The following is a 23,117-nucleotide window of genomic DNA, read 5'->3' as shown; positions in this document are numbered from 1 at the left end:
TGCGAGGAGATGTTCGGGTTCATCATCGAGGCCCGGGCCGAGGGTGCCGCCGCTGACCGTCGCGCCCGGGACCCCGGTGCTGGTGGTGGAGAACCCGCGGCTGGTGGAGGCAGCGACCGAACGCCACCTCGTGGCTGCGTTCCTCTGCACCAACGGCAACCCGACGACGGCCCCGAGCTTGGCCATCGCCCAACTCCGCGCATGCGGGGCGCGGCTGCGGTACCACGGCGATTTCGATGCGGCCGGCCTGGGAATGGTGAACCGTGCTCGGGACGCCGGGTGCGAGCCGTTCCTGATGACGGCGTCGGCCTACGTCGGAGCTCTCGACGAGGCCTCGGCCGCGGGGGTCGAGCTACCTCGTGACCCGGTAGCCGCGCCCCCCACGCCGTGGGACCCGGCTTTGGCCATCGCGTTCAACGAGCACCGTGGCATCGTTCATGAGGAGCGGGTCATGGACGATGTCCTCGCCGCCCACGCGGCCGACCGTTGAGCGCCGAGCCTCCAGCCGCCCGGCGGGCAGAGCGCCCGGAGCCTCCACGCTCTCCCTGCACTGGTTCGCCGATCCAGCTACTTCGCCATGGGGACGCGCCGGCGGAGAGGACCGCGGAACTCGACCGCCACCGGTGCTGAACAGATCCGCACAGGAGCCGCCCGAGCCGTGCAACCGGGTCGATGGTCGCGCTCAAGGTCAGCCCCCGCACGAGAGACGTGTGCGTATGTACCGAGTCACCTCTCCGACACCAGCCGATGCACACCGACGTGGGTGTGCATCTGGTCGATCGAGGCGGCGCCGTCGGCTGGGGTTCGCCGGCTGCTCACGGCAGCTACGCCACGCTCCCCCGCGGCACAATCCACCGGGTCCGCAGCCTCGGCTCGGCAGCAGCAAGCAAGTCGTAGTCGCTGTCGTAGTGGAGGATCTCCGCATCGTGCACCAGTGCGGTTGCGGCGATGAGCAAGTTCACCACCTTCGGGCCACTATGGGTGCCGCGCTGCACGAGCGCTCGCTGCAGCGACTGCGCCGTAACGCCCACCGCGGGAAGCGTGTCCTCCAGCAGCGGCATCGCAGCAAGCGCCTGCATCTCGGCGTCGAACTCCGCCATGTTCCGCACTGAGGTGCAGATCTCCAACCGCTGCACCAGCACTGACCGGAGGGTGTCGAGTGGGCCGTCCAGGTAGTCGAGGACGGCCTCGCGGACCGAAGCGTGCCGAGCAATGCGGGCGTACGCGAAGTTGTCGAGGATCGCTTCAGGCACCCGGCCTGACCTTGCCCAGGACCTCCGGAGTGAAGTGCGACGAGACCTGTCCCGCTGCCACGGCCATGATGAGCTCTCGCTGTTCAGCCTGCTCCAGCACCAGATCCAGCGCCCGCTCGACGGTTTCCCGCTTGGTAGCTGTGCCGAGCCGCGCCTGAGCTCGGGCGAGCTTGTCCGCAGGGATGTCGACCAGGGTCTTGGCCATACTGCCACTCCCCTCATCCAGTGGGGGCATAGGGATATCACGGCTCGATATCCCTGGCCTCGCATGGGTTGCGTGCAGACGGCGCATGGCGACGATCGGCGCTCATCGGACGCACCAGCCCCACCGCATCGCCGGCGCAGTCCTGCTCACCGCGCACGGACTGATCCACCTGCTCGGCATGGCCCTGCTGTGGCGGTGGGGTGAACCGCCTCCGACCTGGACGAATTCTGGACAAGCCCGGCCGATGCACCCGAGCGGCTCGGTCACATCCGGGCGCCGCACTGCGGGCAGTAGAGCAGCGCGCCGTCGTGCGGGCAGGACTGCTGCCACAGGTGCTCGCGGATGGTGCGCACGATGAGGTCGAGGTGCTCGACAGGACCGGAGCCCAAGGCAGTGTCGACGCCCTCGGCGATGACCTCGCCCTCGGTCAGCTCCACCGGCTCGGTGACCGGCCGCCCGCCCTGCTCCGCATCGACGACGCGATCGGCAAACCGCCCGGACGGCTGCAGGTCCAGCTCGATCCGCCACTCGCCGTGCCGCTCGCGGAAGGAGAAGCTGTGGCCGTCCACGACCCCTTCCCACTGCTCCGGCGCGTACGAGCTGGTCCGCTCCGCCGTCACGTCCACCTGACCGGAGAGCCACGTGCCGATCTCCCGTCTCTCGGCCTCGTGCTGCTCCCGCATGGCCTGCGCCCACTCGCTGTTGCGGAGGTCGTTCAGCCATGCCCGCCGCGAGGCCACGCGCCGTTCCCGGTCCCAGGTGCACGGGCAGTCCGACCCGTCGCCGTGCTGCGACGAGAGCTGCGGATGGCAGCCGCACAGGCACCGCGACCCGTCGTCCGCGACGTGGTCGAACAACACGGCCATCACACGGTCCGCGGTCATCCCATCGAGGCCGGCGTGGGTGACCAGCCGCTCGACGTACCGCTGCCGGACGCGACCGCGCTCTGCCTCACGCTCGGTCCGGATGCGAGCACGCTCTTCTTCGTCACCGAACTCGACCAGGTAGAGACCCCCCACGGTCCATGAACGGTAGAGCCCCCGGCGGACGACGTCTCTGGCTTTTCGGACCTCGCCACCACTGCGACGTCAGCGAGGAGCCCGACGGTGGAACACCGAGAGCGCTGTTCACAAGGCGCAGCGTCGGGTCAGACCACGCCGGCGCGGTCGAGTCTCTGTATGAAGGAGATCTTGCGGCGCTGCTCCCGGGAAGCTGCGCGATCCGGGCCGCGAACGTCTCGCTCGTTCCCTCCCGGCTGCAGACCTCGGCCAGATCGGCAAGCAGCGCCACCGCCGTGTCGTAGTCGGCCGCAGTGCGGCGCTCGACCAGCTCGAGGACCTCGCGCCATGCCCGCTCCTGCCGCGACGCGAGCTCGCTCAGGTGCATCTCCCGAGCGCGCCTGGCGGCCAGACGGCGCGCCTCCGCCCGCCGCGCGGCCTCGTCCCGGGCCGCCCGCTGCCGATCCTCACGGCGCCCCCGGGCCCACGCGAGCAGCTCTCCCGCCGTCCGGCCGCCTTCTCCGCCGGCCCCGACCGGCGCAGGCACTACCCGTCGGGGCGAGGACGCGGGCCGCCGGCCCGGTACGACCTCGTGACAGTGGACGGCCGCACGTCGGCGTCGCCGCAGGCACACCCGATGGAGGCGCTCGGCCAACTGGACCGGTGGCGGACCACCCGGTCCGCCGGAAGGACCATCGACCCTGGCCCGCCGACGGCGCGAGGGACACAGTTGTCCCTCGCCGGGACGCCGACCGGGCGCGGAGCGGACGCGGAAAGCTCCCCGCGGGGCCGCCGTCCCGGTACTGCACCACGGTGGAGGGGGCACCCGTGCTCCGCTGCGACGGACGGGGACGACCGCGCCGGGCGCTGGCCGGGTGCGGCCTGCTGCTGACGGTCACCGCCGGCTGCGCGCGCCCCGTCGACGATCCGGGCGCTCCGCTGGACAGCCTGCGCGCCTGCCCAGGGGCCGGGTCGGTCATCGGGGTATTCGTCGGCACCGAGCCCACCGCCGATGCGGGCGACGGCCCGACCGTGCAGGGCGTCGACGCGTGGGCGCTGTCGGTGAGTGGGGACGTACGGCGCCTCACGGACGACGGCCTCCACACGGGCGCGGTGATCGCTCCCGACGCCCGCACGGTCTACCAGATGCGCAGCAGCGGCCGCGTCCTCGGCGAGTCACTCGAGTCCGCCAGCCTGGTGGAGACTCACGACCTCACCACCGGGCGGGTCACCCGGCTCGTCGAGCTCGGCGGGATCGTCGACCTGGGCGTCTCCGCCGACGGGCGGTGGCTGGCCGCGGCGCACACCGTGGAGGAGCGCCCGGGCACCGGGGACGACGTCCACAGCATCACCGTCGTCGACCTCGCCTCGCCCGGAGCCACCCGGACGCTGCCCCGCGCACCCGACGCCGACACCGGCCTGTTCAGCGCGGTCACCGCCGTCGCGCCGAGTCCCGACGGCGCCCGCATGGCCTATGCGCAGGTGATCGAGATCGCGCGCGGCTCGGTCGCGCACACGCTGCGCATCCGCGACGTGGCGACGAACGCGGACGTCGTCGTCCACACGGCGGACGGGACCGACTTCCACGCCGACGTGGAGTGGTCGGCCGACGGGAGCACTGTCGTCGCGGCCGTGCGGCACCAGGCCGTGGGCGACACCGTGGAGTCACCGCCCCGGTTCCGGACGGTGCGCCACGACGTGGCCAGCGGTGCGACGACGGTCCGGGAGGGCTACGCGCAGGACGTCACGCCGGTGGCCCCAGACGCCGGCCGGCTGCTCGGCGTGGTCCCCGCCGCCGGGCAGGGCGATCCGTCCCGCGCGCTGGTCGCGTGGGACCGGAGCGGTGGCCCGAGCCGTCCGCTGGCCATCGGCCGAGGGGCCCAGGGCGTCTCCGTCGCGACGTGCAGCTACCGATGAGGAGCTCCGGATCGGAGCGGAGGAGGACGGGCCCCATGTCCACCGGGGCAGGCAGGTCATCCGGACGCGCCCCGGCGCTCGCCCTGGCGCTCGCCCTGGCCCTGGGGCTCACCCTGCTAATTCCCGTGCCGGCCACGGCCGCGACGGTGCGCCTGCAGGTGTGGGACTTCAACGCCTGCGACCAGTACGGGCGCAACTTCCCCGACTGCCAGGTGACCCCCGAACAGCGCGCCGACGCCATCGCGGCGAGCCTCGGTTCGACGTCCTGGACACCGAACGCCGCGACTCTGCAGGAGATGTGCCGCTCGACCTTCGACATGGTCCTCGCAGACCTCCCGCCCGGGTGGGTCGGCGCGTTCCACTCCACCTACACGACCACCGACACCCGCTGCCAGTCCACCGATCCCGCCTGGGGCATCGCCGTCTTCGCCCGCAGCGATGTCCTCACCGGTCCGGTGCACCACACGCTCGGGGTGGAGACGAGCGGGGAGGAACGGACACTGCTGTGCGCCGACGTCACGGTGGGCATCGGGATGCGGCTATGCACGACGCACCTGACGTCGTCGTCGCAGAGCGAGGCCGCATCGCAGGCCGTCACGGCCGACCGCCTGGTCGACGAGTGGACCGCCGCCGGGATGCTGGTGGTCGTCGGTGGTGACTTCAACCTCGACGTGCGCCGGTGCCGCAACAGCAACGTCGCCGCGGGCCTGAAGGACTGGTACACGGGCCGGTTCGGTGCCGGTAAGACCCGCTGCTACTCCGGCTCCGGGGGCATGCACGAGGCCGACCGCTACCGATCCGGCGGGGACGGGGTCTACGACGAGGACACCCTGGGCTCTGCGAAGATCGACCTGGTCTTCGCTCCCGGCCATCGGGTGGCCACCGACTACGCCGGCGACGCCACGAGCTCGAGCGTCTCCGACCACGACCCGCTGCGGGCGGCCTTCACGGCCTCCGGCTGAAGGACCCGACGGGCCGTCGACAACCCTGGTGGGCCCTACGCCCAGGCCGGCACCCGCGTCCGACGACCGGTCGGACGGGACAGCCGGGTCACGGCGCCAACACGGAGAACGGCGGTACCGGCAGTTGCGGGCGACGGTCCAGAGGATCAGCAGGAGGCCAGCGAGTGGAGTTTCCCGCACATCGAGCCGGCCAGCGGCGCCGTCGGCCTGCGGCCGCATCGGTTGCGCGAACTGCTCTGGCTGCCGACGGCGCCTTGACCCGACGGCAGTCCCGTCCTAGCGCGCTGTCGGCAAACTCCGGTTGCGCAGGTTCGTGGCGGCGATGAAGGTCTTCAAGGAAACTCCTGGCGTCGTGCAACGAGGCGTGTGCATATGTAGCGACTCGCTCCTCGGACACCGAGTTGAACCCCCACGCGCTCCCAAGCCAGTGGGGGTTCTCCTGCTTCTGCTGTCGGCACGTTCGCTCGATGCCTGAAGGGCCACATCGACCGGCCGGGTGGCCTTGCTTCTCCGACGCCGGTCGGTCGTCGCCTCATGGGCAAGGCGCCAACTGCGCCGATGTCGGTCCGGCTCAATCGATCATGTCGACCGCCGCGTCCAGTGCGCGGTAGGTATCGAACGCACGACGGTCGCGGCTGATCAGCCTGAGCCCGTGCTCGGCGGCCGCGGCCCCGACCAGCGCGTCGTAGACCGATCCGCCGGCGATGCGGTGATCGGCCAGCGTCGCAAGCACGACGGCGGTCCGCTCGCTGCTCGCACACGCCCACCGGTTTGTCCAGTTCCCGCCGGCCTCCGCAGTCACTGCCACGAGGTCCAGCACCGCTGGCTGCTGGATCGAGTAGGTCGGTCAGCTCCCCGCGAGGCGGTCCGTGGCCATGGTGTGCTGGGCCAGGTCATTGGCTCGATGGAGACGAAGTCGACCTCGGCGAGCACCTCGCGGGCCCGCAGCGCGAGAGCCGGCACCTCCACCATGACCCCCGCCGTGCTCATCCCCGCGCGGCGGGCCGAACACGCCGAGCTGAACGCGAAGGCTTACGTCTGCGACCAAGCTGTCGCGTGGGCGCGGGGTGGCCGGTCGCGGGTCACACCCTCGGTCGGGCCGGCGAGCTCCAGCCTGCGCGAGGAGGTCTTTCAGGGGCGCTCGGGAAGCGCCGTCAGCCGGAGGGTCTCGGGCATGGCACGGAGGGCGGCCAGCAGGGCAGGAGGTAGTGCATCGTTGACGTCGGTCACGACATAGCCGAGCTCGCCTCGGGTGGCAAGGACCTGTCCGTCCACGTTCAGGCTGTGCTCGCCGACCAGCGCGTCGGCACGGGCCAAGACGCCTGGAACGTTGCGGTGCAGTAGTGCGAACCGGGCCGCCGAGGAGCCGTGCAGGGCGACCGCGGGCAGATTCACGCTGAGCGTCGTCGTCCCGCTGCGCGTGTAGTCGACCAGCTTGCCGGCGACGAAGCGCCCGATGTCGTACTGGGCCTCCTGCGTCGACCCGCCGACGTGCGGGGTGAGGATGACGTTGGGCAGGCCTCGGAGCACGGAGCTGAATTCGTCGCCCTGCTCCTTCGGCTCGTCCGGGAACACGTCGATGGCGGCGCCGGCGATGTGGCCGCTGAGGATGTGGTCGCGCAATGCCTCGTGGTCGACGACGAAGCCGCGGGACAGGTTGAGGAACAGGCTGCGCGGGCGCATGCGCGCGAACTGTTCGGCGCCGAACAGCCCGGCGTTGCCACCTCGTCCGTCGACGTGCAGCGTCACGGTCTCGGCGCGCTCGAGCAGCTCCTCCAGGCTGCCGCAGGCCTCGGCGTTGCCCAGGGCGAGCTTGTCCTCCAGGTCGTGGAAGAGCACCCGCATGCCCAAGGCCTCGGCCAGCACCGACAGCTGGCTGCCGATGTTGCCGTAGCCGACGATCCCCAGTGTCCGCCCCCGGATCTCGTGGCTGCCGGTCGCCGACTTGTCCCAGATCCCGGCGTGCAGCGCACGGTCCCGGTCATTCAGTCGCCGGGCCAGGCTGATGATCTCCGCGATCGCCAGTTCCACGACGCTGCGGGTGTTGGAGTACGGAGCGTTGAACACCGCTACGCCGGCAGATGTGGCCGCCGTGAGGTCGATCTGGTTGGTGCCGATGCAGAAGGCGCCCACCGCCCTGAGTTCCGGCCGGGCGGCCAGGACTTCCGCAGTCACCTGCGTCTTCGAGCGGATGCCCAGCACGTCGACGCCGTGCAGTGCAGCGGTCAGGTCGGACTCGTCCAGCGCACCCCGCAGCGACTCGACCTCGTAGCCGGCCGAGGCGAGCAGCTCCACCGCTACCGGGTCGATGTTCTCGAGCAGCAGAGCTCTGGGCATAGCCGGCAACCCCCTCAAGCAGCGCTCTGCTGCTGATCGACGAAGTCACAACTATGGCGCAAGCCGTGGCGGACGGGCCGACCACTGGCAGGAGCGCGGCCAGCGGCGGTCCCGCTGGAGCTTCGGCCCCGTGGTGCAGCGCGGCTCGAGGCCGTCGGTCAGAGGCTCACTGGCCAGGTGCCGAGTTCGAGGATGTCGACCGGACCGGGAATCGGCTCGGGGGTTTGCGCAAGATGCGGATACTGGCCATGCACCATGCCTGGTCGCACAACGTGCGGCAGCATGCTCCTGGTGACCCTCCCGGCTGTCGTGACCCTGCATCTGTGGCAGGTTTCGACGCACGCGATTCCGCGCGCGCTCGTCCACATGGTCGCCGACCGCCGACCGCTGCGGCGGACGCCTGGCCTGCGGTTCGCCAAGCTGCTCGGCACCGGCAGTGGGCGGACCTTCACCGTCCGAGACGCGGATCCACGCCAGTGGGGACTGCTCGCGGTCTGGGACGACCCGATTGCGCCCATGGCGTTCCAGGACTCCGGGCTGCCTGCGCGCTGGCGCCGCTTCGCGGACGAGGAGTGGGTGGCCCACTTCGAGCCCCTCTCCGCGCGCGGGCTGTGGTCTGGACAGGAGCCGTTCGGCAAACCCCGTCCCCGGGTCTTCGAGGGCCCCGTCGCCGCCGTCACCCGCGCTCGCCTGGTGCTGCGGCGGGCGGCACGCTTCTGGACCGCCGTCCCCCCGGTCTCCGCGGACCTGCACGAGGCCCCCGGACTGCGGATGGCGCTGGGCATCGGTGAGGCGCCGCTAGGCCTGCAGGGGACCTTCAGCATCTGGGACTCGTCGTCGTCGCTGAACGCCTTCGCCTACGGACGATCACCGCACACAGCCGTCATCGAGCGAACCCGCCAGGAGGGCTGGTACGCGGAGGAGCTGTTCGCCCGCTTCGCCGTCCGGTCGTCCTCCGGCACGATCGCCGGCGTCGACCCGCTGGGACCGGGGCCCCGCTGACTCGCGCTTCCGCGCCATTCAGGTCGCCCAGCACCGGACCACTTCCCGCCGTCGCCCCCCGGTGGCCTCGGTGCAGCCCCCCGTCCCGAACCACGGGAGGGGGCTGCTGCGAGCGGGAGCTCGGCGCCGCTCGAAAGCGCGACGCCTTACAAGCCGAGAGCGGCACGTAGCCGGTCGGGGTTCGTCTGCCCGGGACCGCCGGCCGGGAAGCCGGCCAGCAGCCGGATCAGATCCTCGCGCGGACTCGGGTCTGCCGCCGCCTGCCGTGGTGTGACACCGGAGGACGACCAGTGCACTCCGGGCGAATAGTCGCGGCGCCGTCGGCGAATCCTCGAGGGGCTTCGGGCAACCCTTCGTCGGCCACGAGTAGGCCGGCTGGGCAGCCGGTCGATGGAACGAGCCGGCGCATGCGGATGGTGCGCGCCGACCTTCAACACCGCCCAACAGCCGGCCCCCTGGGGCGGTCGCCGTCGACAGCGCAGGAGTGGCACTTCGAGTCAGGAGCAGAGGCGTGTGCGTATGTACCAATGTCCCCCCTCGGACACCACCGTTCGAACCGCGTCAGCGCTGCAGAGCGCCGCCTCGAACTTCACTGTCATGGTCGTCAGTCGTGGCGTAGGCAGGGTTCCGGTGCAACGCAACTCTCGTCGTCGGGTTTCTCGCATGCAAGCCCCCAACGAATAGCGACATGTCGCTGCTGACCTCCGGCGGCTCTTCCCTGCGGGTCCGTGCCGAGCCGTCCGAGTACGGCAGCGGTGACGGCGCGGTGACGGTCGACGGGTTGTCTGACTCCGGCCATGAGTACACGACAATCTGCGGGCCCACGACGCACACCGGCGGCACCTCGGGATCGCGCCGCTCCCGGGCCGATCACGCTGCGCCTCAAGCGACGGTGGAGCCGGATGGTCGGCCCGTTTCGTCGTCGACGCACGAACCGCAGCATCAGGCCGTCGAGACGCGGCCCTGATCGGAAGCCGGCGAAGTGGCGCAGCGGCAAGCGCGCCATGGCAACGTGGATCGTTGCGATCACTGCAGCGATCCTGCTGTTCCTATGGCTTCTCCGGGCCGCCTACGTGGCTCTCTGGTTGCGGGAGCCGTGGAACTTCCCGTTCCGCTTCAACCCGGACGAGACGTGCTCGGACGTAGGCACCTCCTGCGGCATCCTTTCCGGCTTCGTGCTCACCTGGCTGACGGTCGGGGCGGCGACGGCGCTCTTCCTCCTGCTCAGGCTGTTGGCGGTGACACGGCCGTACAAAGCGAGGGCAGTCAAGCGGCCGTCCGAACTCGTGCCGACCGCTGGAAGCATCGTGGGCGACATCGTCGGCCGGGACGAGATCTGCGAAGTGATCATTGACGACCTCCGCAACAGTGACGATCGCCGCCCGCACATCCTTCTAGGCGGCGTCGGCGCCGGGAAGACGGCTGTGATCGTGGAGCTGACCCGCATCCTGGCGTCGCGGAAAGCCGTTCCGGTGCCCGTGCGACTCCGCGACGCCGACAAGGGCGTGCTCGACTTCCAGGGCTTGGCACGGAGGCAGTTCCTGTCCGAAATCGAGGAGTCGGTCCTCTCGCAAGGCGAGGCGGAGCGGGCGTGGCGCTACCTCCGGAAGCACGACCGCATCGTGGTCCTGGCCGACGGCATGGAAGAAGCACTGAGCGACCAGGGCGCGGACGACGACCGTGAGGCGATGGTCCGCGTCGGCATCCGCCGCGCACGCCGGGACAAGCTGCCGCTGGTCATTGCGTCTCGACCGCACGACACCCTCCGCGGGTCGGATGCCGCGATCTTCGAGCTGGAACCCCTGAGCAAGTCCGAATCCCTCGGGTACCTGGAGCGGCGCGACGCCGCGGGCGATCGCCAGCGACTGGACTGGATCGTCGAGACTGCGGACATTGCCGAATCACCCATTTACCTGAGGATCACGCGCGAGCTGCACGACAGGGGGCTGCTTCAGCACTTGACCGACGGCGTCAAGGCGCGCGGCGTGAACACGCGGAACCTGGACCGTTCGGCGCTCCGGCTGAACCTGCTGGACACGTGGCTGTGGGCACTCATCCACGGCCACCTCCTGCCGGAAATCCCGCTGACCCGGGACGAGCGTCTGGTCACCGTCACCCTTACGGCGGCCCTGGCCATCGAGGGACTGAAACGCGACTCTTTGGAGGTGAAGTACTCCGACGTCGTGCACATGAAGGACGGGAGCGGGGACGGTCGGAGCGACGAGCGCGACGACGACTCCGAGGAGTCCCAGCGTCATTCCCAGGACAGCGACGACGAAGAGGAGATCCTCGAGGACGAGGCGCTCCGTTCGCGGGTGACCGCCCTCCTCAAGAGTCGCGACATCCGCCCCGTGCAGATCCGCCTCGCGGCCTCCTGGGCCAGCCGGCTCGGACTGCTCGAAGCTCGCGGTGAAGAAGTGCGGTTCGACCACAGCATCCTCCAGGCCTACCTCGGTTCGCTGTTGCTCGACGAAGTGATCGTGAGCAAGGACTTCAGGGATGCCGCCCTCCGGGCCCCGAAACGCCCGGGCCGGGAGCTGCTGATCGCCCTGGTCCTGATGTCGCGGCGTCGCGCGGGGCCGGACATAGGTGCGGGCGGGCTCAGCGCGGACAACCCGATAACCGGAGACGACGCCGTGGAGCTTGCCCGTCTGCGCGACCTGGTCTCGGCTCTCGTGAAGAGGGCGTCCCGGCGCAAGGACAACAAGGCGCTCGACATGTTCGCCGCGGCGTTGGAAATTGACAGCGTGCTCGACGCTCCGCAGCACCACGACATCGCGCGGAGCGTGAGCGAAGCCTGGGGCACGTTCACAGCGTCGGACCAGCGCACGCTGGAGGAGGCCAAGATCGGCCTCGTCCGCAGATTTGGGGATGCCGCCCGGCAGATCGACCGACGAGCGGCGCGCAGGGAATTCTCCGAGTTGGTGTCCCCTGCGTACCACGCTCTCTTCCAGATCGGCTGGCGGGAGTCGGCGTCCTACGCCGTCCGACACACTGTCGCCCAGGAACTGGGGGTCAGTGGACACGGGGCATTCCGTCAGCTCGACAAAGATTTTGAGGCGGCGCTGCACGACGAGATCGCGTCACTGCACGACGACGAGAATCCTGATTCCGAGCAGTGGTGGCGTCTGCGGATCATGTCTGCCTGGCTGGCTCCGCTGCTGTTCGGTTCCGTGAGCCCAGGCAGCAGAGGGGCGACCACCACAGCGGAGGAGGCCCAGAAGACGCTGGGGGACGCGCAGAAGAATTTGATGGAGTGGGTCAGGCGGGTGGGCGCGACCCCGGTCGGCGACCGTGAGCTACGGCTGCCCATCTCGGTCGAGGTGGCGCTGGCCCAAGGCTTCACGTACGCGGCGAACCGCAGGCGCAGACACCCGTACGCGGAGGTCGAGGCGCGGTCGTTCTTGGTGGAGCAGGCCGCAGAGCTCCTCAAGCGCACCAAATTCTGGGCCGGCCAGCTAACATTGCTCCACGCCCTCACCCTTTGGTCTCTGCCGGACGACGGTGTGGTCGACGTCGACCGCCCCCGAAACGCTCGCCGGGACAAGCGAAAGGTGGCATGGAGTCCCGATCCCGACACTCGGATCCGGCACTGGCTCCAGTCGGCTGGGACCAAGAGAGACCGGACTGCCGACGCTGACCGCCGGAGCACTGTGGACCGCCAGCATCCGTTCGTCAAGGAGGCCGCGGAGCTTGCCATCCTCGCCCTGGAGTCACGTGAGCCGGAGCGCTTCATCTGGATCGACGTCTTCGGCGTCACGTCGAAGATCGGCTCCCGCAACAAGCAGCCAGGAGCCCCCCGCAAGCACAACCTCTGGATCCCGCCGTCCACGGGGTGGAGTTCCCTGGCCCCGCGTGCCCAGCAGCTCGTCGCCGACGTACTCCTGCTGCTCAGCCTCGCTGACCGCGGACAGCGCTCCATCGACCGCGAGCCACGCCTTGAGCGTGCCAACCGGCCGGACCTTCCGCCTTGTCTGGAGCGCGAGCGCTCACCGCTCGACCCCAACCGTTCGGCCGGCGACGCGAGTGCAGTACAACCCGGCTCCAACTGCGCCGGCGGATGCCCCTTCGAGTTGTGTCCCTATCCACCGAAGGGCATCCAGTCTTACCGGGCCGAGATGAGTGAGGCATTCTGCCGGAGACAGCAGACGTTGCTCGGCCGCAGCCATTTTCGACGACGTGCGGCCCCTTGGCAGGGCACCTTGCCCGAGGACCTTCGTAGGTTCTGGGCGGACATGGCGCACCGGGCCCGCCGCTGACCGTCAGCGACATATTTCTCCGCCTGTGTGCGACAGACTCCGACCTGGCGCGAACCGTGTGCACATGTAACAAGTCGCCCCTCGAACACATGGGACACGGCGTGGAGGGCGACGGCCGGTTCTTCTGCTGTGCCCACTGCGCCACGGAGGAGGGCGTGGGCGGGGTCGCCGACCACGCCTAGGGTTCCAATTCCTCCGCGGGCGTCGGCGGCTCTCGAGTCACCGGGGCACTCAGCCGACTGGATCGGCCGGGCGAGGCACGCCCGTGCGGCGGTGGTGGGTCTCGTACATCCGCATCGCAACCACAGCGCCGGAGACGGCGGTGAGCGCGGCGACGACCCAGACCGCAGCGCGGATGCCGTACAGGTCGGCCAGCACGCCGGCCAGCAGGGCGCCGACGGCGAAGCCGCCGTCCCGCCACAGCCGGTAGATGCCCACCGAGCGGGCCCGCCACCGCGGGTGAGCGACGTCCCCGATCGTGGCGAGCAGCGTGGGGTAGACCATCGCGGTACCCGCGCCGAGCAGGACGGCGGCCACTACCCAGACAGGAAAGTCGTCGCCGACGGCGACCAGCGCCAGTGCAGCAGCCTGCAGCAGCATGCCGCCGACGATGAACGGCTTACGCCCCCAGTGGTCCGACAGGGCGCCGGTGACCAGTTGGCCCAAGCCCCATACCGCCGGGTAGAGGGCGGCGAGGACGCCGATACGGCCGACGCCGAGACCGGAGGAGGCGTACAGCACCGGGAACAGCCCCCAGGCCAGCCCGTCGTTGAGATTGTTGACCAACCCGGCCTGGCTGGCCGAGGACAACGCGGGCTCCCGGAAGCTGGTCTGGACGAACACCTGCCGCTGGGTGAGTTCCTCGTGCAGGTGGTCGTGCAGACCGTCGGCGCGGGGAACGTGCGCACCCGCCTCCGAGCGGGCGTGCTGGATCGTCTCCCGGACGACGAGGGTCGACAGGCCCAGGCCGAGCGCTGCGTAGGCGATGCCGAGGAAGAACGGCTCCGGTCGCAGTCCATGGGCCGCGGCCAGGTAGCCGGTGACCAGCGCCGTGACGGCGACGGCGAGATAACCGGCGGCCTCGTTGAACCCCATGGCCAGGCCCCGACGTGCGGGGCCGACGAGGTCGATCTTCATGATCACAGTGGTCGACCAGGTCAGCCCCTGGCTGATGCCGAGCAGCACGTTGGCGGCCACGACCCAGCCCCAGGACGGCGCCCAGATCAGCAGCAGCGGCACCGGCACGGCGACGATCCACCCCGCCACCAGCACGGGCTTGCGCCCGTACCGGTCCGACCAGGCGCCGGCGAGGTAGTTGGTGACGGCCTTGGCCAGTCCGAACGCCAGGATGTAGGTCAGAACGGCGGTGTAGGCGGTCAAGCCGAACTCGCGCTCGGCCAGCAGCGGCAGGACCGTGCGCTCCTGGCCGAGCATGCCTCCGACCAGGGCGTTGACCGCGACCAGGAGGGCGAACTGGGCGGCGTTCTCCCGCAGGCCGAGGCGGGGTGGCCCGGCTGTCGCGACCGTGCGCGGGGCGGCCCCCTCCTCCGCGGCGTTCCTGCCGCTGCTCACCCGCCGGCGACCAGCGGCCGCGCCGTGGCGGTCGACCAGTCCCGCGGTCCGCCGGCCAGCACGGTCACCTGAGACCTCCCCGCCCGTGCCAGCAGACTGGCCGCGCCCATCGCCCGTTCTCCGTGGCCGCACATCACGACCGTCGGGCGCGCGGGCAACTGGGCCGCCCGGTTCGCGAGGGTGCCGAGCTCGACGTGCCGGGCCCCGGGTACGTGGCCGGACCGGAACTCGCTGTCCTGCCGGACGTCGAGGATCTCCAGGTCGCCGGAATCGATGTCCGGCAACTGCTCGGTGGTGACCAGCGGAATGCTTCGGATCGCCGCGCCGGCCTCGCGCCAGGCGTTCATGCCTCCGGCGAGTTCTCCGGCGAGCTGGTCGTAGCCCACCTTGCGCGCCTGCCAGGCGACCTCCTCGGGGTCCTGATCGGGATCGCGCACGACGACCAGCGGAGTGCCGGGTGAGACCAGCCAGCCCAGCCACGTGGCGAACTGCGGACGCAACGGGATCGACAGAGCACCGGGGACGTGCCCGTCCGAGAAGTCGGACACCGGCCGGACGTCGACGACCACCGCGCCGCTCTCCCGGAGACGGTCCACGGTCGGGACCGACAGCGGCGTCAGCCGGCCTGCGGACGGGGCGTCCAGGACGTCGGGCCCCCGACGGTTGAGTTCGCCGAGCCAGGAGAAGTAGGCGGGGTAGCTGCCAAGCGAGCCCAGCAGCGCGGCCAGGAACGCGTCCTCATCGGGTGCGGCGAGCAGTGGGTTGCCCGCCTTCTCCGCCCCGATCGTGGTGGTGCGCCGGTCCCCGGCGGGCGCAGAGCAGAACGAGCCGGCGCCATGGGTCGGCCACACGACGACGTCGTCGGCCAGGGCGGTCAGCCGCTGCAGCGACCGGTACTGCGCCCGCGTCAGCTCGTCGGTCCGGTCGGCGCCGAGCAGATCCGTGCGGGCGGCCGATCCGACGATCAGCGAGCCACCGCTGAACACCCCCACCGCGGTCTGCCCGTCCAGCAGCAGGTAGGCCAGGTGCTCGTCGGTGTGCCCCGGCGTGAAGAGGGCCCGCAGCCGGAGCCCGCCCAGGTCGACCTCGTCTCCGTCGTCCAGCCCGACGTGCGGGAACTCCCGATGGCCACGGGCGGAGGCGATCACCTGGGCGCCGTCGTCGGCGGCCAACTGGACCGCGCCGGTGAGGAAGTCCGCGTGCACGTGGGTGTCCACCGCGTAGGCCACGTGCAGTCCCCGCCGCTCCGCGGCGGCGCGCACCGGGCGGAGATCCCGGCTGGCGTCCACCACCAGCCCCCTGCCGTCGCCGAGGTCGACGAGGTAGGCGCTGTTGCCCAGCCCGTCGTCCACCACAGGCGTCACGTCGATCCCCATGGTCGCCTCCTCGAGGCCTTGATCCGGGCTGCTCATGACGTGCCTCGTCAGCGCGGTTTGCGGGTGAGGAAGGGATAGCCGTAGACCTCGTAGGCCCGCGCGTTCTTCTCCCCCGCGGCTCCGCCGAAGGTGTCCACCGGCTCGCCGATGGCGATGTCGGAGAATCCGATGTCGGTCAGGATCTTCTGCCAGCCCGCACGGGGCAGCCCGCCGGCTATCTAGCCGGTCCACAGGTCGATGTCCCGCAGCGCTCCGTCGGGCACCGGGCGGCCGTTGGCGATGTCGGCGAACTGCAGCCATCCGCCGGGCTCGAGCACGCGACGGATCTCGGAGAGCACGGCGCGCTTGTCGGCGCAGAGGTTGATCACGCCGTTGGAGATGACGACGTCGGCCCAGCCGTCCTCCACGGGCAACGCCTCCGCCAGCCCCTCGCGGAACTCGACGTGTTCCAGCCGCAGTTCCGCGGCGGTCGCCGTCGACTTGTCGAGCATCTCCGGAGTCATGTCGACGCCGATGACGTGCCCCGTGGGGCCGACCTGCTGCGCGGCCAGGAAGGAGTCGGAACCGGCTCCGGAGCCGACGTCGACGACCCGTTCACCGGGTGCCGGCCGGCGGAGCTGGAAGGGGTTGGCCACGCCGGCGAACGACTCGACGGCGCGGTCGGGCAGGGCAGCGACGGCGCCGGCGTCGTAGCCGAGCCGCCGAGCCAGGTCCCGGCCGGTGTGGAAGTGGAACGGGCCGGCCGGATCGGTCGCGACCGCGCGGTACTTCTCCCGCACCTGGTCGCGGAGTGCGCCGGCATCGACGAGGACGTCGGACGTCGTGGACATGGCAACCTCCACTACCCGACCGCCACCGGCAGGCCGGCTCGTCTCCATTCGGGGAATCCGTCTTCCAACCGCCGCGCCCGGTGACCGTGCCGGCTCAGTGCGCGCACGGCGTCGTCCGCGTAGACGCAGTACGGTCCGCGGCAGTAGGCGACGATCTCGGTGTCCGTCGGCAGCTCGCCGAGGTGACGCAGCAGCTCGTCGGGCGGGACCGAGCGCGCCCCCGGGATGTGCCCGGCGGCGTATTCGGCGGGCGGCCGGACGTCGATGACGAGTACCGCGCCGGCCGCGACGAGGCCGGCCAATTCGCGCCGATCGACGGTCCGCAGATCGGTCCGGTCGCCCAGGTATGCCTCGGTCAGCCGGTCGATGCCCGCGACGTGCTCGACGGCGACGCTCCGCAGGGCCGCCCACAGTTCGGTCACACGGTCGCTGGCGAGCCGGTAGTAGATCCGCGTCCCCTCTCGCCGCGAGTGCACCAGCCCCGCGCGGGCGAGGGTGCGCAGGTGGTGTGAGGTGTTGGCCAGGCTCTGCCCGACCTCCCCGGCGAGCTCATCGACCGACCGCTCTCCCTGGCTGAGGACGTCGACGATCTCGGCTCGCCGACCGCTGGCAAGCGCGCGCGCCGTCTCGACGAAGGCGTCGAAGAGAGAGTCCTTGGCGGCACGGCTGCCCATGGAGAGAGCGTTGGCCTCCTGCCGCCGCTTGTCAAGTGGTCTTTTGATCACTTGACCGAGGCCGCCTTCCCTCTTCTTCCCACCACGGGGCTGCAGGAGGAGCATGGCGGCATCCACCGGGCGTGTGCGCCGGGTCGGTCTCCGGGTGACACCTCCAGACACACCCGCTCAGCGCCCACCACCGTCCCGGGCGACCACGCGGCGTGGCCCGTGAGCCGCCTCGTCAGAGGGGGACACATGACGATCACCGACCCGACCTTCTACCGGAGCCCGGCCGAGGCCATCGCCGCCCCGATCGAGCAGCTGGCCTACGTGGTCGCGTTCGACCGTGCCGGGACGCTCCCGGACGCCCTGGCCGTCGTCGACGTCGACGAGATCTCCGACGACTACGGCCGCGTCGTCGGCTGGGAGGACCTGCCCACGACCGGCGACGAGCTGCATCACTTCGGCTGGAACGCCTGCTCCAGCGCGCTCATGCACGAGGGCCACCACATGGGCAGTGACGGACTGCAACGTCGCTTCCTGCTGCTGCCCGGACTGCGCAGCTCTCGCATCCACGTCTACGACACGCACCCCGATCTGCGCTCACCGCGCCTGCACAAGACCATCGAGGCGGCGGAACTCGCGGAGCGCGCCGGGTACTCCAGGCCGCACACGCTGCACTGCGGGCCCGACGGCGTCTTCCTCACCTGCCTCGGCGGGGCCGGGCAGGACGACGGGCCGGGCGGCATCGCGCTGCTCGACCACGCGACGTTCGATGTCCTCCGCGCGTGGGAGACCGACCGCGGACCGCAGTACCTGGCCTACGACGCCTGGTGGCACCTGCAGCAGAACGTCCTCGTGTCCAGCGAATGGGGCACGCCCTCGATGATCGAGGAGGGCCTCGTGCCCGAACTGTTGCTCGGTCAGAAGTACGGGCACCGGCTCCACTTCTGGGACCTGGCCGAGGGGCGGAACCTGCAGACGGTCGACCTCGGCTCCGAACACCAGATGGTGCTGGAGCTCCGGCCCTCGCACGACCCCGAGGCCACCTGGGGATTCGCCGGCGTCGTCGTCTCGACCGCCGACCTGTCCGCATCGGTGTGGCGCTGGCACCGGGACGGCGATGGATGGAAGGTCGACAAGGTCATCACGGTGCCCCCCGAGCCTGCGGATCCGGCCGACCTGCCGCCCGCACTCCAACCGTTCGGCGCGGTTCCCCCGCTGATCAGCGACATCGACCTGTCCGTCGACGACCAGATGTTGTACGTCTCCTGCTGGGGCACCGGCGAGCTCAAGCAGTTCGACGTGTCCGACCCCTCCGGTCCGCGTGAGGTCGGATCGGTCCAGCTCGGTGGGATCGTCCGCCGGACGGCGCACCCGGCCGCGCCGTCGGAGCATCTGGCCGGAGGCCCGCAGATGGTGGAGGTGAGCCGCGACGGCCGGCGCATCTACGTCACCAACTCGCTGTACGGCGCCTGGGACGACCAGTTCTTCCCCGACGGCGTCGGGGCGTGGATGGCCAAGATCGACACCGACCCGTCGGCCGGCGGGCTCCGCATCGACGAACGGTTCTTCCCGCACGACACGGACTTCCGCGGCCGGCGGGCACACCAGGTGCGCCTGCAGGGAGGGGACGCCTCCTCGGACTCCTACTGCTACCGCTGAATGCGCGCGGCACTCCGCGGCTTCGACGGCCGGTGTTCACGAGGCGTCGATCGGCGACGATCGGTTGAGCGGACGGGTGCACTGCACCGTGGTCATGGTGTGTGACGCCGGCGACCGGAAGATCGCCCACGAGCATCTGTCGGTCCTCTCGGCACCCGCGTGAGGTCGTGCTCCGACCGTCTCACCGGCGGATGACGTACGTGCGCCGCGATCGCGGCGTGCCCCTCCTCGCTCGCCGTCGTCACCGCGTCCGACAGCAGCATCGACTGTGGCGGTCGTCGTCGCCCGTGCGGGTGATGTCCCGACGTCGGGCTACGCGAGGGTCGATCGGCCGGCCCTCGTCAGTGGGTCGTCCGACCGGCCGGCGAGGTGCGGTGATCGGCGCGCCGAGGCCACTCCGAACACTCTCCGAGGCCTCCGGCGGAACAGCAGGACCGGGCGGACATGAGCGTCGCAGCGGCTCGGGGACCGGGAGGTGTTGCCTCCCTCTAGCGCGCGGGAGCACCCTTTCGCGTACGGGCGGGATCGGCGCTCGGCGCCGCAGCATCGTGGAACTGGACATCGCAGACACATCTCCCCGGGAGGGCCGCAGACGCGCTGCCCAGGACGCTGCTGACCGCGCTGCCTCGAACGCGGGCCGGGGTGATGCCCTGGCTGACCGAGAAGGTGGGGAAGGACATGGAGCGACCCGAGATCGAGATCGTTCGCGCTCTGTACGACGCCTTCAACGCAGGTGATCTGGACGGCGCTGCCGGCCTCGTGTCCGACGACTTCCAACTCACCGACGTCGCCGCGGGGCAGACGCTGAACGGCCCTGACGGCTGCCGGCAATGGCTGGGCATGTTCCGCACAGCGCTCCCCGACGCATCCGCCGAGTTGGTCACCGTCATGGCGGAGGGCCCTCGCGTTGCGACCGAGCACGTCGGCCGTGGGACCCACCGCGGGCCTCTGGTCAGTGGTGGGGGCACCATCCCTCCCACGGGGCGGACGATCGAGCTCCGCCTCGCCGAGCTCTTCGACGTGCAGCAGGGCAGGATCACTGCGCTGCACGCCTACTACGACAGCGCCTCGCTGATGAGACAGCTCGGGCTGCTGCCGCCACAGGGCAGTTCCGCCGAACGCGGGATGACCTCCCTCATGGCGCTGGGTGTCAAGGCTCAGCAGCGGATCCGCGCGTTCAGATCGGGCCGCGGATGACAGGAGCCCGTCAGCTCAGGCCGTAAGGGTCCGGCCGTCGATCACGACGTCGGCATGATTCCTCGGTGATTCGAGGTTCCAGGGAAGGGCGCGAACGCGATGCGATCCCTTTCGCCTCCAGGCCGCCCGCTCGGAAAGCCGCGAGCCCTCAGCCACCGTCGTCGCCGCCGCCGAACCGGAGCCAGAGCTCCACGCCCTCAGCCGGTGTCGCTTCTGGTCAGGTCTGGTCGGGTCAGCCGCCGAGCCGGGGCAGGTAGTGGTCGAAGAACAGCCGGCTGGTGGGCTCACCGCGACTGCGCACCCCCGTCTTCTCGAACACGCTCTCGAGGTGGTCGCCGACCGTCCACAGGGACAGCCACAGCAGCCGCGCGATCTCGGCATCGGTGTGCCCGCGCGCGATGAGGCCGACCACTTCGGTCTCCCGGGAGGCGCCAGCACTCGTGCGCCTATGTAGCGAGTCGCCCCTCGGACACTCGTGCGTGTCGCGGGACACGCCTTCACAGGCGTCTCGGGACATCGTTCGTCCCTGGCTCTCTGATTGGTGGATCGGCCGGCGAGCGTCGCCCGCCACACACGCATGCCGGCAGTAGCGTGAGCCGTCATGGGGGACGTCCGCCCCGCGACGCGCGACAGCATTCGGGTGTCCGAGCTGATGGCCACGTGGTCCATAGCGATCGACGTCGGCATGGTCATGCCGACGGAGTTCGGTCTGCGCGTCTGCTCCCGCGCCGTGCGACTGGCACAGCTCATGGACCTCGACGTGGCCGAGCAGCGCCGCGTCTACTACCTGGCGCTTCTGCGCCACATCGGGTGCACCGCGGAGAACTCCGCGCTGGCCGACTACCTGGGCGACGGGCGGATCTTCCGTGCGGGGCTCGGAACCCGTGATGTCTCCGACGGCCGGGCCCTGATGCCATATCTGGTCCAGCTCACCGTCGGCTCGCGATCACTGGCCCAGCGGCCCGCCGCGCTCTTCCAGCTGCTCGCCCGCGCGGGCGTGATGAAACAAGCCGGGGCGGCGGTGTGCGAGGTGGCGCGGATGCTCCTCGACCGACTCGGCTTCGACGCCGACCTCCGCGAGCGGCTGCGCGACGACGTGACCATGGTCTACGAGCGCCCCGACGGCAGGGGTTTCCCGAGAGGACTCGGTGGCGAGGAGCTCTCGCTGCCCGCGCAGGTCGTCCAGCTGGCCGAGGCCGCAACCGTGCACCTCCGTCTCGTGGATCGCGAGGGCACGCTCGCGATGGTGTGCGACCGGCGGGGCCGAGCGTTCCTGCCCGACGTCGCCGACGCCTCCTTGCTGACGCCGGTCCGCTGATGACCGACCCAGAAGATCCGTGGGGCGAGGTCCTCGCCATGGAGCCCGGTGGCTCCCCGGTGCTGGGCCCGGAAGGGATCGACGGCGTCCTGTCCGCGATCGCTGACTTCACCGACCTGAAATCGCCGTCACGGCCGGGCACTCGCGGGCGGTCGCGGCCCTGGCAGGGGACGCGGTTGCGCACTGTGGGCTCCCCGGTGCCGACTCCGCCGCGCTACGCCGGGCCGGATGGATCCACGACGTCGGGCGCATCGCGGTGTCGATCCCGGTCTGGCACAAGCCCGGCCCGCCCGACCACGACGAGGCGGAGCAGGTGCGGCTGCACCCTTACTTCACCGAGCGTGTCTTCGCGCGCTCGGCGCTGCTCCGGCCGCTGTCGACGCTCGCCGGCCAGCACCACGAGCGGGTCGACGGCAGCGGCTACCACCGGGCGCAGCGCGGCGCGGACCTGACGGTTCCCGCGCGGATCCTCGGAGCGTCCGACGTGTACGCCGCACTCGTCGCCGACCGCGCCCACCGTCCGGCGTGCACCGCGGCCGAAGCGGCGACGGCCCTGCGGGCCGAGGCGAAGGCCGGCCGCCTGGACGCGGACGCCGTCGACGCGGTGCTGGCTGCGGCCGGGCATCCGGCCCGACGACGGCAGGCGCTCGTCGGCGGGCTCACCGCCAGGGAAGCCGAGGTGCTGCGGCTGCTGGCACGAGGCGCTTCCAACCCGGAGATCGCGGCAGCCCTCGTCGTCTCCCGCAAGACGGTGGAGCACCACGTCGAGGCTGTCTACGCCAAGCTCGGCGTCCACTCCCGCTCGGCCGCGACACTGCGGGCCATGCAGCACGGACTCCTCTCCGCGGAGACCGCGCGAACATAGGGGAACTCCCCCATGTGCCGTCCTCCTGGTCGGCACAGGCTCGTCCGCGTCGGACCCGCACCGAGGAGGAACCCATGACCGACGCGCGCACCCTGGCCGAGCGACTGTTCGAGGTCATCGACAGCCACCGCTGGGCCGACGTCACGACCGTGCTGCACCTCGACGCCGAGATGAGCTCGCCGTTCGGTGACCGGCTGTCGATCGCGGCCTGGCTCGATGTCAACCGCTCGTTCGCCGCTGCCTGCCCCGACGGCAGCCACACCATCACCGACGTCGTCGACGCCGGCGTCCGCTTCGCCATCGAAGGGATCTGGACCGGCACGCACACTGACCCCATGGCCGGACCCGCCGGCGTCGTCCCGCCCACCGGCCGGTCGGTCGTGCTGCCGTTCTGCGGGATCGCGACCCGGCGCGATGAACGGATCCTCCGTGACCGTCTACCTCGACCAGCTGACGATGCTCGGCCAGCTCGGAATGCTGCCCGCGCCGGCTCCCGCCCAGTGACGTCCACTCCCCCACCGACCAGGAGTTCCCGATGACCCACCAGCAGCTCGTCGACCGGCACTACGCCGAGAACAACAGCAACGACCTCTCTCGGTGGCCGAACACGTCACTCCGGACGTCGTGACGCAGGTTCCCGACGTCGGCCCCCTCGGACACAACTGCGATGTGTCGGACATGTTCACAGGTGTCCCCCGACATCGT

General features: G+C 70.7%; 22 protein-coding genes. 11 read left to right on the top strand and 11 right to left on the bottom strand.

The window, feature by feature from the left end:
• Positions 1-43 precede the first annotated feature (43 nt).
• Entirely contained in the window at positions 44-490 is a 447-nt protein-coding gene (locus FHU33_RS24955; RefSeq protein ID WP_211355092.1) for a DUF2399 domain-containing protein, read from the top strand.
• Between the two features lie 334 nt (positions 491-824).
• On the opposite strand, the gene FHU33_RS11640 is transcribed toward FHU33_RS24955, so the two are convergent.
• The 3 genes from FHU33_RS11640 to FHU33_RS11630 form a co-directional block, all read right to left on the bottom strand.
• Entirely contained in the window at positions 825-1,253 is a 429-nt protein-coding gene (locus tag FHU33_RS11640; RefSeq protein WP_142025509.1) for a PIN domain-containing protein, read from the bottom strand.
• Positions 1,246-1,458, bottom strand: coding sequence for a type II toxin-antitoxin system VapB family antitoxin (locus FHU33_RS11635; protein WP_170182420.1), 213 nt, complete (start codon positions 1,456-1,458; stop codon positions 1,246-1,248). Before FHU33_RS11635 ends, FHU33_RS11640 begins: the two co-directional genes overlap by 8 nt.
• Before the next feature lie 263 nt (positions 1,459-1,721).
• Positions 1,722-2,477 (bottom strand): hypothetical protein, encoded by a 756-nt coding sequence (locus tag FHU33_RS11630; RefSeq protein ID WP_142025507.1) that lies wholly within the window; start codon positions 2,475-2,477, stop codon positions 1,722-1,724.
• A gap of 807 nt (positions 2,478-3,284) precedes the next feature.
• Between FHU33_RS11630 and FHU33_RS11625 the strand changes: the two genes are divergently transcribed.
• A complete protein-coding gene (locus FHU33_RS11625; RefSeq protein WP_142025506.1) occupies positions 3,285-4,373 on the top strand; it encodes a WD40 repeat domain-containing protein in 1,089 nt (362 codons plus the stop codon).
• 35 nt (positions 4,374-4,408) lie between these two features.
• Positions 4,409-5,335 (top strand): endonuclease/exonuclease/phosphatase family protein, encoded by a 927-nt coding sequence (locus FHU33_RS11620; RefSeq protein WP_142025505.1) that lies wholly within the window; start codon positions 4,409-4,411, stop codon positions 5,333-5,335.
• Between the two features lie 571 nt (positions 5,336-5,906).
• Here the strand turns inward: FHU33_RS11620 and FHU33_RS25435 are convergent.
• The 3 genes from FHU33_RS25435 to serA form a co-directional block, all read right to left on the bottom strand.
• Positions 5,907-6,143, bottom strand: a complete 237-nt coding sequence (locus FHU33_RS25435; protein WP_211355091.1) for a PIN domain-containing protein — start codon at positions 6,141-6,143, stop codon at positions 5,907-5,909.
• Positions 6,134-6,307, bottom strand: coding sequence for a hypothetical protein (locus FHU33_RS26470; RefSeq protein ID WP_425456787.1), 174 nt, complete (start codon positions 6,305-6,307; stop codon positions 6,134-6,136). The genes FHU33_RS25435 and FHU33_RS26470 overlap by 10 nt, the downstream gene beginning before the upstream one ends.
• Positions 6,308-6,466: 159 nt before the next feature.
• Complete coding sequence (serA, locus tag FHU33_RS11610) at positions 6,467-7,672, bottom strand: phosphoglycerate dehydrogenase (protein WP_142025504.1); 1,206 nt, start codon at positions 7,670-7,672, stop codon at positions 6,467-6,469.
• Positions 7,673-7,963: 291 nt separating this feature from the next.
• Here serA and FHU33_RS11605 point away from each other — a divergent pair, with 291 nt between their 5' ends.
• From FHU33_RS11605 to FHU33_RS11595, 3 genes are all read left to right on the top strand, one after another.
• Complete coding sequence (locus FHU33_RS11605) at positions 7,964-8,674, top strand: monooxygenase (protein WP_211355089.1); 711 nt, start codon at positions 7,964-7,966, stop codon at positions 8,672-8,674.
• Between the two features lie 688 nt (positions 8,675-9,362).
• Positions 9,363-9,641, top strand: coding sequence for a hypothetical protein (locus FHU33_RS11600; RefSeq protein ID WP_142025502.1), 279 nt, complete (start codon positions 9,363-9,365; stop codon positions 9,639-9,641).
• A 37-nt stretch (positions 9,642-9,678) separates the two neighbouring features.
• Entirely contained in the window at positions 9,679-12,933 is a 3,255-nt protein-coding gene (locus FHU33_RS11595) for an NACHT domain-containing protein (RefSeq protein WP_142025501.1), read from the top strand.
• A 231-nt stretch (positions 12,934-13,164) separates the two neighbouring features.
• Here FHU33_RS11595 and FHU33_RS11590 read toward each other — a convergent pair whose 3' ends face one another.
• The 4 genes from FHU33_RS11590 to FHU33_RS11575 form a co-directional block, all read right to left on the bottom strand.
• A complete protein-coding gene (locus tag FHU33_RS11590) occupies positions 13,165-14,505 on the bottom strand; it encodes an MFS transporter (protein ID WP_142025500.1) in 1,341 nt (446 codons plus the stop codon).
• On the bottom strand, positions 14,502-15,917 hold the full coding sequence (locus tag FHU33_RS11585) for an MBL fold metallo-hydrolase (protein ID WP_211355088.1): 1,416 nt from the start codon (positions 15,915-15,917) through the stop codon (positions 14,502-14,504). The genes FHU33_RS11590 and FHU33_RS11585 overlap by 4 nt, the downstream gene beginning before the upstream one ends.
• A gap of 182 nt (positions 15,918-16,099) precedes the next feature.
• Entirely contained in the window at positions 16,100-16,711 is a 612-nt protein-coding gene (locus FHU33_RS11580) for a methyltransferase domain-containing protein (protein WP_170182419.1), read from the bottom strand.
• An 11-nt stretch (positions 16,712-16,722) separates the two neighbouring features.
• Positions 16,723-17,385 carry an ArsR/SmtB family transcription factor gene (locus FHU33_RS11575; protein WP_142025498.1) on the bottom strand — a complete coding sequence of 221 codons (663 nt, stop codon included), beginning with the start codon at positions 17,383-17,385 and terminating at the stop codon, positions 16,723-16,725.
• Positions 17,386-17,622: 237 nt separating this feature from the next.
• On the opposite strand from FHU33_RS11575, the gene FHU33_RS11570 reads away from it, so the two are divergent.
• Both FHU33_RS11570 and FHU33_RS11565 read left to right on the top strand, forming a co-directional pair.
• Positions 17,623-19,032 (top strand): selenium-binding protein SBP56-related protein, encoded by a 1,410-nt coding sequence (locus FHU33_RS11570; RefSeq protein ID WP_142025497.1) that lies wholly within the window; start codon positions 17,623-17,625, stop codon positions 19,030-19,032.
• Between the two features lie 678 nt (positions 19,033-19,710).
• On the top strand, positions 19,711-20,229 hold the full coding sequence (locus tag FHU33_RS11565) for an ester cyclase (protein WP_170182418.1): 519 nt from the start codon (positions 19,711-19,713) through the stop codon (positions 20,227-20,229).
• A 232-nt stretch (positions 20,230-20,461) separates the two neighbouring features.
• Here the strand turns inward: FHU33_RS11565 and FHU33_RS26190 are convergent, their stop codons facing one another.
• Positions 20,462-20,746 (bottom strand): response regulator transcription factor, encoded by a 285-nt coding sequence (locus FHU33_RS26190; RefSeq protein ID WP_142025495.1) that lies wholly within the window; start codon positions 20,744-20,746, stop codon positions 20,462-20,464.
• Between the two features lie 84 nt (positions 20,747-20,830).
• Between FHU33_RS26190 and FHU33_RS11555 the strand changes: the two genes are divergently transcribed.
• The 3 genes from FHU33_RS11555 (at position 20,831) to FHU33_RS11545 (ending at position 22,951) form a co-directional block, all read left to right on the top strand.
• Positions 20,831-21,547: an HD domain-containing protein gene (locus FHU33_RS11555; RefSeq protein WP_142025494.1), complete on the top strand. Its 717-nt coding sequence runs from the start codon at positions 20,831-20,833 to the stop codon at positions 21,545-21,547.
• Positions 21,548-21,668: 121 nt separating this feature from the next.
• Positions 21,669-22,412, top strand: coding sequence for an HD domain-containing phosphohydrolase (locus FHU33_RS11550; protein WP_281281674.1), 744 nt, complete (start codon positions 21,669-21,671; stop codon positions 22,410-22,412).
• Positions 22,413-22,486: 74 nt separating this feature from the next.
• Complete coding sequence (locus tag FHU33_RS11545; protein ID WP_142025492.1) at positions 22,487-22,951, top strand: ester cyclase; 465 nt, start codon at positions 22,487-22,489, stop codon at positions 22,949-22,951.
• Positions 22,952-23,117 lie beyond the last annotated feature (166 nt).

The sequence above is a fragment of the Blastococcus colisei genome, assembly GCF_006717095.1.
Lineage (GTDB): Bacteria > Actinomycetota > Actinomycetes > Mycobacteriales > Geodermatophilaceae > Blastococcus_B > Blastococcus_B colisei.
The sequence above is the reverse complement of the archived record's forward strand: the minus strand, read 5'-3'. Positions and strand labels throughout refer to the sequence as shown.

Coding starts and splice junctions, on each gene's coding strand:
- FHU33_RS11545 (WP_142025492.1), top strand. CDS start 22,487: ATGACCGACGCGCGCACCCTGGCCGAGCGACTGTTCGAGGTCATCGAC.
- serA (WP_142025504.1), bottom strand. CDS start 7,672: ATGCCCAGAGCTCTGCTGCTCGAGAACATCGACCCGGTAGCGGTGGAG.
- FHU33_RS11600 (WP_142025502.1), top strand. CDS start 9,363: ATGTCGCTGCTGACCTCCGGCGGCTCTTCCCTGCGGGTCCGTGCCGAG.
- FHU33_RS11585 (WP_211355088.1), bottom strand. CDS start 15,917: ATGAGCAGCCCGGATCAAGGCCTCGAGGAGGCGACCATGGGGATCGAC.
- FHU33_RS11635 (WP_170182420.1), bottom strand. CDS start 1,458: ATGGCCAAGACCCTGGTCGACATCCCTGCGGACAAGCTCGCCCGAGCT.
- FHU33_RS11565 (WP_170182418.1), top strand. CDS start 19,711: ATGGAGCGACCCGAGATCGAGATCGTTCGCGCTCTGTACGACGCCTTC.
- FHU33_RS11555 (WP_142025494.1), top strand. CDS start 20,831: ATGGGGGACGTCCGCCCCGCGACGCGCGACAGCATTCGGGTGTCCGAG.
- FHU33_RS11620 (WP_142025505.1), top strand. CDS start 4,409: ATGTCCACCGGGGCAGGCAGGTCATCCGGACGCGCCCCGGCGCTCGCC.
- FHU33_RS11570 (WP_142025497.1), top strand. CDS start 17,623: ATGACGATCACCGACCCGACCTTCTACCGGAGCCCGGCCGAGGCCATC.
- FHU33_RS11580 (WP_170182419.1), bottom strand. CDS start 16,711: ATGTCCACGACGTCCGACGTCCTCGTCGATGCCGGCGCACTCCGCGAC.
- FHU33_RS11595 (WP_142025501.1), top strand. CDS start 9,679: ATGGCAACGTGGATCGTTGCGATCACTGCAGCGATCCTGCTGTTCCTA.
- FHU33_RS26470 (WP_425456787.1), bottom strand. CDS start 6,307: ATGGTGGAGGTGCCGGCTCTCGCGCTGCGGGCCCGCGAGGTGCTCGCC.
- FHU33_RS11575 (WP_142025498.1), bottom strand. CDS start 17,385: ATGGGCAGCCGTGCCGCCAAGGACTCTCTCTTCGACGCCTTCGTCGAG.
- FHU33_RS26190 (WP_142025495.1), bottom strand. CDS start 20,746: ATGTCCCGAGACGCCTGTGAAGGCGTGTCCCGCGACACGCACGAGTGT.